Below are 14,343 nucleotides of genomic sequence, written 5' to 3'. Positions count from 1 at the left end.
ATAGTTTTTGGATAAGTCCTGCATTCCCTACGGAGAGTTTTCCCACTCGGCGGTAAGCTTGCGGAAATTGTATTTAGATGCACCGGGATGACAAGTAACACAACTGCTGATATTTGCGGGTTGCGACAGCTTGACTTTGGGGTGCAGAGCTTTGAAATAGCGAGAACTGGCGACTCGGTAGGCGAGTTCTTCGTCTTTGGCTTGGGGACGGGAAAAAGTTTGCAGGTAGTTCCAGACTAGCAGGCGGGGCGGGTCTACTAGCAGTTTGATGGTTTGTCCGTAGTGTTGGGGATCTTGCAGCAACCGGCGCCAAGTTTCTGTAGGTAATACTTGCGGCGGTAAAGCGATGTGACAGGTGGCGCAGTTTTCTAGATAAAGTTGCTGTCCGAGTTGGTAGTTTTCGGGGATGCGATCGACCGTACCAGTATCCTCGATCGAAGAAACCTGAGCAAGTCGCGCGGGAGTGCGAGAGTAGGCAGTCTGAGCTGCAACCCATCCGCCGCAGGTACAGCAGATAATTATCAACACCAGCAAAGTTGAATAAAGCCCCCGCAAGCCTACTCTGCGACGTTTGCGGGGTTTTTCCTGTTTCATAATTCTGAATTTATTTTTGGTTATTAAATCACTGGTATGCTCATGCCTTCGCGGGCTAAGCAGCTATTGGCGAACGCTGCCTGCACGTCTGCTTCTACGCCATCGAGAAAATTGTCGTCGTGGCCCGGATCATGGTGAAACATCACGATTTTTTTGACTCCAGCAGCTTTCGCTATTTCTACTCCTGCTTGCCAAGTAGAGTGTCCCCAGCCGACTTTCGGGGTTTTGAAGTCGTAATACTCTTCGTTGGTGTAGTTGGCGTCGTAAATCAGCACGTCGGCGTTGCGAGCTAGGTGTAACACGTTGTCGTCTAGGCGATCGGGAAAATGTTCTGTATCGGTGCAGTAGACGGCTGTGTGTCCCTCCCAGGTGACTCGATATCCGATCGCGGTGTTGGGATGGTTGAGCAGTGCCGTTTCTATTTTCACATCGTCGAGTTCGAGAATATCCCCAGGCGTCAAATCGTTAAATTTGAGGTCGGACTGCATGACTTGGATGGGGACGGGAAAATTGGGGTGTACCATTTGGTCGGCAAGACGGTGTTTGATTGTAGTGCCGTTGGGGGCGATCGCACCGTAAATGTGAAAGCAGTTCCCCGGGATAAAGGCGGGAGTAAAGAACGGAAACCCTTGAATGTGATCCCAGTGAGTGTGGCTGAAAAACATATGGGCTTCCACCGGCATTTGTCGCAGCAGGTTGAGGCCCAGAACTCGCAGGCCCGTACCACCGTCAAAAATCAGGCGTTTTTTGCCCAAGCGCATTTCTACACAGGAGGTGTTGCCTCCGTAGCGCAGTGTTTTGGTGCCGGGGGTGGCTATGCTGCCCCGCACGCCCCAAAACTGAACGACAAACTCGGTCAAAGGACTATTTTCCATAGTGGCTTTGTGATCGGAAGGCTGTGGATTGGCTAGAGAGGGTGCGGAATCTGGCATTTTTTTTAGTTTTGGCGGCAGGAACTTGGGAGTTGAAATCTTAGTTTTTACTTTTTAGTTTTTAGTCTTTAGCAATCTGTACTATAATAAAGCGCTTGATCGGGAAACCATCCGAATCCCGCACACTTGGGCTATTAGAAGCCTAAACCGTACCGATTGGTGTAGGAGATGTCACGCTTGAAAGATTATTATTTTTTGCACCCTGCGCGCTGTCCGGCGTGTTCTGTGTTCTGAGATTAAGATAGCGCCGAATAAGAGTGTTCGGGTAAAATTTCCTCAAACGTAGAACGCATTTTCCAGGGGTAGAATTTGCGCTTAATCTTACTCTAGGAGTAGTATTTTTTTCAAGATTGGGGCCGAAATGGGGTTTTGAGGAATGCCGTTCCGGTGAGTCGGCATTCACGACTGATTTGACATTGTAGCCACCCGTTCCTCGACTGCATCCCTAGACCTGCAGCATCGCCTTAAGTTCGGTTTCCTGAGTTTTTAGTCGGGTTGCAGTCGAGGAGTGCGGGCTAGGGGCTTATTTGCGATCGGCTGCGATGCACTTTTCCACTAAGGGCATGACTTGATCGACATCTTGCCAACCCAGAATTTCCGTGACTTTTTTCTCCAAATTTTTGTAGGTTCTAAAAAATTCGGCTATTTCGTCCAAGCGGTGGGGTGCTACGTCTTTGAGGGACTTATAGTGAGCATAGCGGGGGTCTTTGTCGGGAACGCACAAAAGTTTTTCGTCCCTGTCGCCTCCGTCGATCATTTCCAGCATTCCGATCGGACGGGCTGCGATAATGCACCCTGGAAATGTGGGCTCATCCATCATCACCATGCCGTCGAGGGGGTCGCCATCATCGGCTAAGGTATTGGGTATGAAGCCGTAGTCGCACGGATATTGGACTGAGGAAGACAGCACCCGATCGAGAGCAAAGGCTTGTAAGTCTTTATCAAATTCGTACTTGTTTTTGCTACCGGCGGTAATTTCGATGAGGACGTTGAGCAGTCCTGGTTTCGGCTGTGCCGGAATTAGCGATAAGTCCACAACAATATCTCCAAGTTAACAGATGATTGGGATGAGTGCTACTTGCCAAATCCCTTTGATAGCATTTTACGGGCGATCGGGCTCGATGCTCCATGAGATTGACCGAAAGCCCAGGAGTGCGATCGGGGTTGCACAATTTGAGGATGATGCTTGTGGGGTGTCCCGCCTGCTGGGAAAATACCGGAAGGCGGGATGCCCATCGCACAGTTTGAGGGGGCTATGGTTTGAGAGGGCGATCGGGATATCTTTTGAGCCCTCGCATCTAATCAATACACAGTATGGCTAGGTTATTTTGAATTTGAATCCCAACCACTGGCTGAGTTCTGTTGCTAACCATTCGATTTCTGATTCACTTAGTCCCTGCTTCACTCCTAGTCGATATTTTTGGTTGCCTGCTTGAATAATCACCTGAGAAACGTTGTAGTCAATTTCTTCAATTTCCAAATAGGAAATCTCCTGTCTGGGGGCTGAGTGGGAATGATTCCATCTCAACCCCAGCAGATGGTTGGTACAAGAGATTTGCTGCCGATCGATTCTGAGACGCACTTTCCGAAATAGCGCAAATAGAAATATTACTACTAGCGGAGATGATAAAGTTACTAATATAAATAATATAATTACCCCAAAATAATGTATAGGTAAATGATCGAATTGCCAGGGGTAAATGGAAAAAAGCAAGCGAAAGTAAAGGGCATTCACGGGAAGCGCAGCCGAAATCAGCGCCATTAAATTAAAACTGAGTCCTTGGGGCGGAATTACAATTTCTATAAACTCAGAAGTTTTTGTCAGTTTAATATCGCTGCCTTGTGGCTGCAATGGTATAGGAGTTTTGTCGATCGGGCGGGGATTTTTGAGCGCTCTCCATGCTTCCCCAGCCGAAGATAAACGTTTGGACAAACTCGGTTCTGTCATCCGCTCCAGCCAATCAATTAAATGAGGATTGAGCTGCTTTACCCGATCTGCAAATTGAATTGTCAAATCCTGCTGCGACAGTTCACTGGGATGCAAACCTGTTACCAAATAAATTAAAGTTGCCCCTAAACCGTAGAGGTCGGAAGCCGGCACCGAGCGCCCGCCAAATTGTTCTGGTGCCATATATCCGTAAGTTCCGACTACTGTAATTGTGCCACCACATTTTGCCACTTGGTTCTGCACCGAACCAAAATCAACTAAATAAACTTGTCCCACCGAGTGACCGGAGCTGCTGTGCAGTAAAATATTGCTGGGTTTAAGATCGCGGTGAATAACAGGCGGATTTTGCTTTTGCAAATAATGTAAAATTTCTAACAGCGATTTAGCTAATTGTTTCACATCGCTTTCGCTAAAAGTACGCCCCGAACGCAAATGCTCTTCCAAAGTTTTACCTTCTACATAAGTCTGTACCAGGGCAAATCCTTTGCTGTCTGGTTCGTCAATTTCGAGGTAGTCGAGGTAGCGAGGAATTGCTGCGTGAGCGAGTGCTTTTAAAGTTTCCGCTTCCCGTTCAAACAGCTTGAGGTCTTGCCATTCAAAATCGCTGCCGAGGAATAGCTGTTTGATGACAACTAATTTTTGAGTTTGCAAATCATGAGCCAGCAGCGTTTGGCGACCAGTTTGTTTGCCAAGTTGCCGCTGCACTTCGTAGCGTTCTGCTAGTATTTTCCCGGTCATCTTTTTTACCTTAATTTTAACTTGAGGCGAGGGTCGCCCACAAACCGGGTTTTTTAGCGAATCTGCGGGTTGCAAAGCGTATTTTCGTAAAAAAACCCGGTTTTTTTCATCGGAGTGCGTCCAGAACTATCTCAATTTTAGAGTCCGGTTTCTTTTTGATACCACCGGGCAATAGACTTGCTAGTTGCCCCCATTGATAGTCCTGCCATTAGCGACGGCACAAGCACGAAGACAATATACTCACTGGAGGACATAATAGGAACCCTGGCATCGTCGTTAACCTCAAGACTGTTGATCATATCCGCTATCGGCAGAAAGAAGATGATGCTTGTCAAGGTGCAGATTATGATACTAATTGCAGTTAAAACCAGTCGGTGAAGTTTGGGATTAGTTAGGGGAGCAAACCACCAGCGCGTCACAAATACTACGACTATTGCGTTCTCCAACCCCAGCAGCAACCCTATAAAAAAGCCCAGCATTCCTCCGATAATTGTTCCCAATATCGGCAAAAAAAAGGTGCTGTAAATTGCTGCACAAGCTCCTACATATAGAGCTCCTGTAAACGTACTGTACCCGATCGCATTCCAGAACAAGCTAAAGGTATTCACGGTTTTTCCCTGTTTCAATGGTAGGGAATATTTATTTATTGTCTGTGGTTTTTCGAGAACTTCTTTTGCTATTTGGACTGAGGCGGGACGGCGCTCTAAACTGGGATGCGTCATCCACTTCAGCCAATTGGTAAAACCGGAACTCAGTTGGGTGATTTGCTCGAATTCGATCTGCAAATCTTTCTGCGGCAAATCGGCTGGATGCTGCTTGGTAATTAAGGCGATTAATGTTGCTCCCAAGCCGTACAAGTCGGAAGCGGGAACAGCCCTCCCGCCAAATTGTTCTGGTGGCATATAGCCATAAGTTCCGACAACGGTGACTGTTTTCCCTTGTTGGGTTGCTAGAGTTTGAACTGCACCGAAATCGACTAGGTAGACTTCGCCGACGCTGTTTCCCGATCGATTCTTGAGTAAAATATTGCTGGGTTTAATGTCGCGGTGAATGACGGGGGGCTGTCGCTGGTGCAGGTAGGCGAGGATGTCTAATAATGCTGTGGCTAATTGTTTGACTTCGCTTTCGCTGAAGGTGCGGCCGTCTGAAAGATATTCTTGTAGGGATTTGGCTTCGATGTAAGTCTGAACTAGGGCGAATCCTTTGCGGTTGGGAGTGTCGATTTCAAAGGAGTCTAAATATCGGGGAATTGCGGGATGGGATAGGGATTTTAAGGTTTCGACTTCTCGCTCGAACAATTTTAAGTCTTCCCAGTTAAAGTCGCTGCTGAATGACAGGAGTTTGACTACTACTTGCTTTTGGGTTTTTAAGTCGCGGGCGAGTAAGGTTTGCCTTCCTGCTTGCTTGCCGAGCCGCCGATCGCACTGATAGCGATCGGCTAATATTTCTTTTGACAAATCGCCGATGCTTTGTCCGCTCATGTTGTCCTGCCCTAGAACCGATTAAACCTAGTTTAGTTGACAAAAGTGCAAGAATCGGAAATCTTCGGGCTAGGGCAAAAAAAATTTTATGTCAAAGAGCAACTGCCTTTAAGAGCCAGCGATCGCGCACTGCGGAAGACGCCCCTGAGTTAACCTTGAATTTAATTTTGGATTTGCTTGTAAATTGACTGCACTACGTCGAGCAGGCTCAAGACTTGCTGCCATTCGGGGGCATCGGGGTTGTAGCTTTTGGCGCGCTGAGCTTTCAAACTGTGGTGCAATAGGGAAAGCAGCGCCTCTGGAGGCTGTAAAGAATTGTCATCTTCATCTGCTGGGGTTTGGGCTGCATTTTCTTCGATGTCTTCTTTAATTTTTTGTGCTCGATCGGCGAGGGCTAAAGATCGGCCTGCCAGGTTTTCCGGCATTTTGGGCTGTTCGGACAAAGACGCGCTGGTTAGTTCTACCAATAGTTGACAGACTCGATCGACCCATTCGTGATCGTTTACAGAAAAGGAACCAGATTTGAACACTTGCCCGTCAGGTCTTTGCTGAATGCTTTGTACCTTCTGGATCAAAGGGATAGCCTTAACAGTGATATTTTCCGGGATTCTGGGGATATCTGACAGGGAGCTCCGAGCAATCTCCAGCAATAGTTGGTAAACCTGATCTACCCACTCAACATCTCCCGATTGCGAATTCCAATTATCCATAACTGACGCTAGTGGTTTTCTATATCTAAGACTAGAACATTGACTATCTGCGAAGGAAGCTCTTTTTAGGAGCCACTAACGCTATTAAGATTTACGCGGGCGGGGTGAGAAACCCGGTTTTTGAGCGGATTTTTCGTCGCCTTTCTCCAAGATTTTTCTCAGAAACCGGGTAACGCTGCCGCCCGTCATAACTATTTTTAAGCGCTTCAAATAATAGAAGTGCTAAGTTTGTTGCGGTAGGTAGTGCGAACGAAACACGTAGGGCGAAACCCCGGCATCTCGCTGGCAAATTCAAATCCGGTTATTTGACATACTCACGCCCGTTCTCTTCAGCGGTGATTCTTGACAGTTCATCGGGTCTTGCTACCGAAGTAGTCTTACAGTCCCTCCCTGTCCGTTTAAAGTCTCCCAATGCCCTATGGCGACTTTTACTCTTGCCTTCCGGGTTAGAGTCAACCATTGCCCTTCTAGCTGTCTTTAAGTTTGCTCTCATCGTAGCTGTTTCAACGTGTCTTGAGCCTAAAGATCCTTTGAGTCTTCAGCATTTTAATACAAAGCCGTCCTAAAAGGACAGGGTTTTAAACCCATCTTCCTGATAACCATAATACCTGTTGGAGCTTATTTACAATTACCTCAATAGGATATTAAGGTTAATTGGTGGTGGGATGGGAGGCGCACCCCCGATCGCGATCGCCCCCGCCCCGAACCCTGACGCCACCGCCAGCATTTGCTGTGGGCTACTGCTATTTTTCTGTGAGATTCCACACACCATCCCAGTTGAGTACATCTGAAAAACTATGCTGAAATAACATACAGCGATCGACGTGCAATTTAGCTGCCTTGTTTTTCGGGTCAACTTCCAGAACGGCGTTAAATTCGCGTTTGGCGTCTGTAAAAGCTTGCTTGGCTTTTGGTTCTAAGGCTTTCTTAAACTCGCTCAGCAGTTTTTTCACCCGATCGAGTCCCAGGTTTTCAAATTCCTCATCTAACATTTCTGCAACTGTCTCGCAGGCCCGACTTTTAATTTTCGCCTGCAATAGCTGCCTGATCTCTCCTGGTTTCAGCCGCTTGATTTGGGGATTTGATGGTTCTAAGATGTCTGCTTCCAACAGCTTTTTGACTTCGCCTTCTTGCAAGTATTTAATATCGTCTGCTGATAGGGGCTTGATTTTTGCTTGCAGCAGCATTTTGGCTTCCTCTTCCGAGAGGTTTTTGATGCCTTCAAATTTCAGCAGTTGGATTTCTGTCTGCAACAGTACGATGAGTTTGTCTGCTTCGGACAGGTTTTTGGGGTCGTACTCTGACAGCTTTTTCAGTTGATATAACAGGTTCTTGAGCTCGTGTTCCAACTGTTGCTCTAAATTGTAGGACAGTTTCTTAATCTCGGTCTCCGGCATTTCGGCGACATCCTTTAAGATGTTTTTCACCTCACTCTCAGAGAGTCTTTGGTGGACTGGAGTTTTGTAATGTTCGCGCCCCTTGGTGTAATGTTCTATAATTTGTTGCTGTGTTTCCGTTAGTGACTTGCCCACTGGCGAGTATCCCTCGCGGATGCCAATGAGTTCGTAAACGATTACGGGTTCGCTTTTGCCTTTGACAGTAATAAAGTCTAGTTCCCGCACGTACAGCCGATCGGCATAATCTCTGTAAGTATTGTCGCTGATGATCAAGTCGGTGCCGTACTGCTTGCTAGCGCCTTCTAAGCGAGAGGCGAGGTTTACGCCGTCTCCTATAGAAGTCAATTCCATGCGTTTGCTACTACCGATGTTGCCGCTGACAACTTCGTCGGAATGCACGCCCATACCAATGCCGATCGGCAGTTCGCCATTTGCCACGCGATCTTCATTAAACTCTGCCAGTTTTTCGCGCATTTTCACTGCCGTTTGCATGGCGCACCAAGCATGATCCTCTAGGGGCGCTGGAGAGCCAAAAACGGCCATCAGAGCATCGCCGATGTATTTGTCGAGAGTCCCTCCGTACTCAAATACGACATCTACCATCACTTCAAAATATTTATTCAGCATCACTACCACTTCTTCGGCTTGCAATTTTTCCGTAAGTGTGGTATAGCTGCGAATGTCTGAGAACAGCACCGAAACGTTTTTGCGCTTACCGCCCAATCCTGTATCGCCTGAAGCTAACAAAGCTTCGGCTACTTCTGGGGTCATGTAACGGTACATCAAGTTTTTGATTTGCTTGGCGCTGCTAATATCTTCCATGACGACTAACGCGCCGTTGACCTTGTTGGGGTCGGTAGCGTCAGTCATTGAATTAATCGAGAGATTGATACTCTGCCCTTCTCCTTCCAAGGAGAGTAAAACTTGATCGGGGTAATACTGCTGGCGATCGTTATCGTCTTCGGGAGACAAAGACGCATCAAACCATTTGGCAAAATCGCCTTTTTCTAACTTAATTAACTCGCGCAAAGATTGACCTTCGGCTAATTCTGCATCGCTGACACCCAGTAATTTTTTGGCACTGGGATTGGTCGCTACTATATTGCCTTTTTTATCTGTAGAAATCACGCCGTTAGTCAAGGCGTGCAGCATATCTTTTTGTCTTTGTTCTTGTTGTTTGACTTCGGCAAACAGTTTGGCGTTTTGCAGCGCCACTCCTGCTTGGATGTTAAACGCCTTCATAAATTCCATGTCGTTGCGATTGAAACTCGCTTTCCACTGATCGGGGGCGTGCGGCCAATCTTCCGGGTTGTAGGGCGGGAATTCTCCTTGTCGTTTTTTATTAACTAATTGGGTGACACCAATCAATTTTTTGTCGGAGTTAAATACTGGCATACAAAGCATACTGCAAGTGCGGTAGCCCGACTTTTGATCTACTTCTTTGGAAGTGGCGGCGCGCGGGTCGTCGTACACATCAAAGGGAATCAGCAGTGGTTCGCTAGATTGGGCGACGATGCCTGCAAAACCGGCGGTTCTGGGTATGCGAATTTCTTTAAGGTTGCCGCCCATCGGGATTTTCGTCCACAGTTCGTCTTTCTCTTCGTCGATCAGCCACAGGGTGCTACGATCGGCGTTCATGAGTTCTTGGGCCTGATCCATCACCCTTTTTAGGGTATCTTCTAAGTCTAAACTGCTCTGAGAAAGAGCGTTGACGGCATTCATCAGCGCCGTTGCTGCTCGTTGTCTTTGAGTTGCTGCGTAGAAAGATTTGGAAGATTCTAGAATTAGGCGAATCGAGGGAGCAAATTCTTTAAAAACTTGTTCGTCTTCTTTAGTAAATCCGTGCCTGTCGATTTGTTCGTCTAAAGTCGGGTATTTTTCGTGATTTGGTCTGAGTTTATTAATCAGTTGAACAACTGCTACTAACTCTTTTGTATCTTCATTAATTAGGGGCATTGCCAGCATTGTATAAGTGCGGTAGCCCGTTTTTTCATCAGTTTTTTTGGCGTTAGCCGATCGTTCGTCGTTGTAAAAATCGTAAGGGATATTAACCACTTTTTGGAACGTGGCTACTTCTCCTGCAATACCCACGTGGGCCGGAACTCGGATTTCTAGGTTTTTGCCATTTTCGTCTTTAGCGACGATCGCCCAGAGTTCATTTTTTTCGTCGTCTAATAAAAATATCGTGCTGCGATCGGCATTCAGCAATTCCCCTGTTTTGAGGGTAATCGACTGCAACATCTCGTTGAGGATGGCATCAAATCCCTCGCTCTCCAGGATATTGTCGAGCATTCCCAGGGTTTGATTGACAACCTTAAGTTTGTCTTCTACTTCCTTAACTACTACTGTGAAACTTTGCTTATTTAGAAGGTCGAGAATGCCGGAGAGGTTTCCTTGGCGCGGGACAATTGCACTGCTCCTAATTTCCGGGGCAGGATAGCGTTCCTGATGATTTTCACCGCCGACAACAGCGACATCAATCACGTTGTCGAGAGAAGAGTAATTGGTGGAAGATGCAGATTTCATAGACCTTTACAGAAGCTTAAGTGTAAGGGTTAGTCTCTAAGCGAAGAGAGTGGGGAAGTTGATTAGTGAGTCACCTGTCGCACAAGACTCAAGTATGTGTGAAAGTATTTCCCAGTTTACAGAACTCCGGCCACAAGGCAAGGGAAATTCAGTTGGCCTTGCTGCTGAACGGAGGGTGGGAGAGTAACGAGGCTGTGGGAGTGCTGCAATCTTTTTAGAGAATGCGAATCGTCTTTAACTAATAAGAGCGCGAGAACATAAGTCCCACTCGCTCCACGGTACTCCCTTCAGCGTCGGGTAACAGGTCGTCTCGCCGCTTGTTGAGTGGGGTTCGATGCCCCCGAAACAACCATTTACCGCGCTCTGTTCGTGGTAGAATATCGCGATGTTGACCATGAATTACACTTACCGAATCTATCCAGATGCCATTCAAGAGACTGAGCTGCTTGAATGGGCTGAGACGTGCCGAGGCGTATATAACTATGCTCTGCGCGAACTCAAAGACTGGCTTGCTTCACGTAAGTGCATAATCGAGCGGTGTTCTTTGGAACGGGAATACATTATCAGTGCATCTGAGCCGTTCCCGTCCTATCACCGACAGCAAAACAACCTGCCCAAAGCAAAAAAGTTGATTCCCCGCTTGGGTGAGGTTCATTCTCAGGTGTTGCAAACTACGATTCGCAGACTGCATGACACTTGGGAAGCTTTTCAAAAGCGTGGACTTGGATTTCCCCGCTTCAAGAAGTTTGGTCAATTCAAATCGTTTGTGTTCCCTCAATTCAAAGTCAACCCAATTGAAAGCAATTTCATCAAGCTGCCTAAGATTGGGGCGATTCGGATCAACCTGCACCGTCCAATTCCAGATGGATTTGTGGTGAAGCAGGTTCGGGTATTGTCCAAGGTTCGAGGAACACAATGGTATGTCGTGGTCACGATTGAATCGAGCGTATCTATCCCAGATGCCCCCGTTTATGGTCGAGCCATTGGAATTGACTTGGGATTGGAGCGATTCTTGACCGCTTCGGATGGCAGCTTCCAGGAACGTCCAAAGTTCTTTCGGTCTATGCAAGGCAAGCTGAAATTGCTGCAACGCAAAGCCTCTAAGAAAAAGAAGCGTTCTAAAAACTGGGAGAAGGCGCAAATCGAAGTTGCCAGAATGCACAATCGAATTGCAAACCGTCGAAAGGATTTTCACCTCAAAACGGCTCATAAACTCTGCGATCGAGCTCAAACTATTTTTGCCGAAGACCTCAATGTCAAAGGGTTGACTAGAGGGATGTTGCGTAAAGATTGTGTTGATGCTGCATTTGGACAGTTTCTCTCTTTGGCTGAATGGGTGTGCTGGAAGCGTGGGGTGTACTTTGCTAAGGTCAACCCAAATGGAACCAGCCAAACCTGTCCAGCTTGTTTTGCCACTGTCAAGAAAGACTTGAGTGTAAGAGAGCATCATTGTCCTGAGTGTGGGTATCAAACACATAGAGATCATGCAGCAGCAGAAATGGTCTTGAGTCGTGGACTAGAGAATAGAAGTACCCAGGGACTCTGGGGAAAGGAAACGGTCTGCCAAGTCGGGCTATCGGGGGTCTATGACCTAGATAAGTGGCATGGGGCAGAAATACCCAAGAGCGATCTTGGGAAGCCCGCGCTGTATGCGTAGCATCAGCGTCGGGAGTATGTCACGTAAGTTCTGCCGATCTTTGAGCCGATCGCCCGCAGAAGAATGCGTACTGGCGGGAGGGCTGCTGAAAGAGGGGTGGCCTTGTGGGACTAGCCGCAATTGTGACACTACCTGTTGCTAGTGATGTGTGCCCTTCTCTACACAATTGTGGTTTTTAACTAGAATTTATCTCTATTTTGCTGCTGTACGCTTTCAGCCCACTAAATTCACGGGGTTTTCAGCTTTTTTTTGTAAAATTTGCGGTTGACATTTTTAGTGTAACCTCCGACTCGGAAAAAACTCCGCCTTTTGGCCCCCCGATCGGCTCAAGTGTGTCGTCAGGGTTTTGCCAACTCAGTTTGGCGCAATCCAGCGGCTTCGACAAGCAGGGATTCGGCGAAGGCGATGGCTTCTGTTGCTGAGCGGCCGCTGGCGAGTTGGGCGAGTTCTTCCCGCCGCTGGTCACTGTTGAGAGCGGCAACTCTGACTACTGTGCGTTCGACTGGTTCGGAGTCGGCGGCAGGTTCGCCGATACTTGGTTCTGCTTCGATCGTCTGTTTGTTGACGCGAAAATGAAAATCAGCCATCGCGGCGATCAGCGGCTGGTGGGTGACGCAGAGAACTTGGTGTTTGTCGGAAAGTTGGTAAAGTTTTTTGGCGATCGCCCCAGCGACTCTCCCGGAGACTCCGGCGTCGATTTCGTCAAAAATCAGGGTGCCGGCGCTTTCTATTTGGGAAAAACAGGCTTTGATGGCGAGTAGAAAGCGGCTCATTTCTCCCCCGGAGGCGATCGCCCCCAGGGGTTGCAAAGGTTCCCCCGGGTTGGGGCTGAAACAAAAGGCGATTTGGTCGGCACCGGTGGCGGTTGGGGTACAAGGCGATATCTCGACTTGAAATTGCACTTTTTCCATTGCTAAGGGCTTAAGTTCTCCTACGAGGTGCGTTTCTAGTTTGAGGGCGGCTTCGCGTCGCAGGGTGGTGAGGTGGTTGCAAGCGTCTTTTAATTGCTCTAAAGCGTTCTGATATGCGAGTTCTAAGGCTTCCATTGACTCGCCTCCTTCTAAAAGTTCATTTAGTTCGTTTTGAATGCTTTGGTAGTAGTCGATCGCTTCTTTGAGCGGCCCGTATTTGCGACAAATTTGTTTGAGTTCGCGAATCCGATCTTCTACTTCTTCGAGTCTTTCGGGATCTGCTTCTAATTGTTCGCCGTAGCTGCTAATTTGCCGGCTGGCTTCTGTGGCTTGGGCTAAAGCATCGCTGACCATTTCTAGGATTGGTTGCAACTGCACATCGTAAACCGCCATGTCGCTTAAAATTACTTCGGCTTTGCTCAACAAGTCGGCGGCTGATGCGCTGTCGCCATCGTTTTGGTACAGGGCTTGGTGGACTTGGTAACTCTGCTGCTGCAATTCGACGACGTGGCCTAGGCGGATTGATTCGTGTTCTAGCTGTTCGAGTTCGTCGGCGTTTTCGAGGTGGGCTTCACCGAGTTCTCGGACTTGGTATTCTAACAAATCAAGTCTTTGCAGTCGCTGCTGTTCCGACTGACGCCTGCGTTTGAGGGCGGTTTTGGCGCTGTTGGCTGCCAGCCACGCGGAGGCGATGATCGATCGCGCTTCAGTGAGCTTTTTGCCGCCGTATAAATCGAGCCATTCTCGCTGGAGGGTTTCTTGTCCGAGGTGGACGGTTTGGCCTTGGGCGGTAATTTCGACCAGCCGATCGCGCAGTTGATCCATTAACTGGCGGTTGACGAGAATTCCGTTCAAGCGCGATCTGGTGCGTAGAGCACCGCTAGAGGCGTTAATTTCCCGGCTGCAAACGGCTAAATTTCCGTCTATGGGTTCGATTTCTTGCTCGCCCAGCCACAAAGCTGCGGCTTTGTCCAATTCAAAGGTAGCTTCCAATATTGCCCGCGCTGCTCCGGTGCGAATCGATCGGCGATCGACTTTCCCGCCCAAAACTGCATCGATCGCATCTAGGATAATCGATTTACCAGCGCCTGTTTCCCCTGTAAATACGTTCAAACTCGGGCCAAATTCTAGATCCAGGCAGTCAATTAAGGCAAAGTTTTCTATTCTGAGGGATATTAACATGAGGAATGGGGAATTGGGAATTGGGAATTGGGAATTGGGAATTGGGAATTGGGCATTGTGCCTAAAAGCATCGGACAATTTTAGATTGTAGATTGTATATTTTAGATTGAGTGGTAATCTTAATCTAAAATCCCCTATGGGAAATCCCCCATCGGATGGGGTCTAAAAGCCTCGACCAAACAGGGAATTCGCTATTGGCTCCTCCACTATGGGGCGCGTCGAATTTTCCGAGTCCCATTTTTATTTTTAACTAGAATACTTTTGATT

10 protein-coding genes are annotated in these 14,343 nt (G+C 47.8%); 2 read left to right on the top strand and 8 right to left on the bottom strand.

The features are described 5' to 3' along the window. Positions 1 to 27: 27 nt before the first annotated feature. The 3 genes from QUB04_RS18645 to QUB04_RS18635 all read right to left on the bottom strand — a co-directional run bounded on the left by QUB04_RS18645 (position 28) and on the right by QUB04_RS18635 (position 2,562). Positions 28 to 594, bottom strand: coding sequence for a diheme cytochrome C (locus QUB04_RS18645; RefSeq protein ID WP_333286580.1), 567 nt, complete (start codon positions 592 to 594; stop codon positions 28 to 30). A 23-nt stretch (positions 595 to 617) separates the two neighbouring features. Further along, a complete protein-coding gene (locus QUB04_RS18640; RefSeq protein ID WP_333286578.1) occupies positions 618 to 1,526 on the bottom strand; it encodes an MBL fold metallo-hydrolase in 909 nt (302 codons plus the stop codon). Positions 1,527 to 2,049: 523 nt separating this feature from the next. Continuing rightward, positions 2,050 to 2,562, bottom strand: coding sequence for an inorganic diphosphatase (locus QUB04_RS18635; RefSeq protein ID WP_006634582.1), 513 nt, complete (start codon positions 2,560 to 2,562; stop codon positions 2,050 to 2,052). 31 nt (positions 2,563 to 2,593) lie between these two features. Here QUB04_RS18635 and QUB04_RS18630 point away from each other — a divergent pair, with 31 nt between their 5' ends. Continuing rightward, entirely contained in the window at positions 2,594 to 2,848 is a 255-nt protein-coding gene (locus tag QUB04_RS18630; protein ID WP_333286576.1) for a hypothetical protein, read from the top strand. Here QUB04_RS18630 and QUB04_RS18625 read toward each other — a convergent pair. The 4 genes from QUB04_RS18625 to QUB04_RS18610 all read right to left on the bottom strand — a co-directional run bounded on the left by QUB04_RS18625 (position 2,845) and on the right by QUB04_RS18610 (position 10,326). Next, the gene (locus QUB04_RS18625) at positions 2,845 to 4,212 is read right to left on the bottom strand and encodes a serine/threonine-protein kinase (protein ID WP_333286574.1); all 1,368 of its coding nucleotides are present in this window, start codon (positions 4,210 to 4,212) and stop codon (positions 2,845 to 2,847) included. The genes QUB04_RS18630 and QUB04_RS18625 overlap by 4 nt on opposite strands. Positions 4,213 to 4,349: 137 nt before the next feature. Continuing rightward, positions 4,350 to 5,693 (bottom strand): protein kinase domain-containing protein, encoded by a 1,344-nt coding sequence (locus QUB04_RS18620; RefSeq protein ID WP_333286573.1) that lies wholly within the window; start codon positions 5,691 to 5,693, stop codon positions 4,350 to 4,352. Between the two features lie 161 nt (positions 5,694 to 5,854). Beyond that, on the bottom strand, positions 5,855 to 6,403 hold the full coding sequence (locus QUB04_RS18615) for an inorganic pyrophosphatase (RefSeq protein WP_333286571.1): 549 nt from the start codon (positions 6,401 to 6,403) through the stop codon (positions 5,855 to 5,857). Positions 6,404 to 7,146: 743 nt separating this feature from the next. After that, positions 7,147 to 10,326, bottom strand: a complete 3,180-nt coding sequence (locus QUB04_RS18610; protein WP_333286569.1) for a GAF domain-containing protein — start codon at positions 10,324 to 10,326, stop codon at positions 7,147 to 7,149. A 394-nt stretch (positions 10,327 to 10,720) separates the two neighbouring features. Between QUB04_RS18610 and QUB04_RS18605 the strand changes: the two genes are divergently transcribed. Then, on the top strand, positions 10,721 to 11,983 hold the full coding sequence (locus QUB04_RS18605) for a transposase (protein ID WP_333286567.1): 1,263 nt from the start codon (positions 10,721 to 10,723) through the stop codon (positions 11,981 to 11,983). Between the two features lie 338 nt (positions 11,984 to 12,321). Here the strand turns inward: QUB04_RS18605 and recN are convergent, their stop codons facing one another. Then, positions 12,322 to 14,076, bottom strand: coding sequence for a DNA repair protein RecN (gene recN / locus QUB04_RS18600; RefSeq protein WP_333286566.1), 1,755 nt, complete (start codon positions 14,074 to 14,076; stop codon positions 12,322 to 12,324). Positions 14,077 to 14,343 lie beyond the last annotated feature (267 nt).

The organism is Microcoleus sp. D2_18a_B4 (assembly GCF_036702475.1).
In the GTDB taxonomy this organism is placed as follows: domain Bacteria; phylum Cyanobacteriota; class Cyanobacteriia; order Cyanobacteriales; family Microcoleaceae; genus Microcoleus.
The sequence above is the reverse complement of the archived record's forward strand: the minus strand, read 5'-3'. Positions and strand labels throughout refer to the sequence as shown.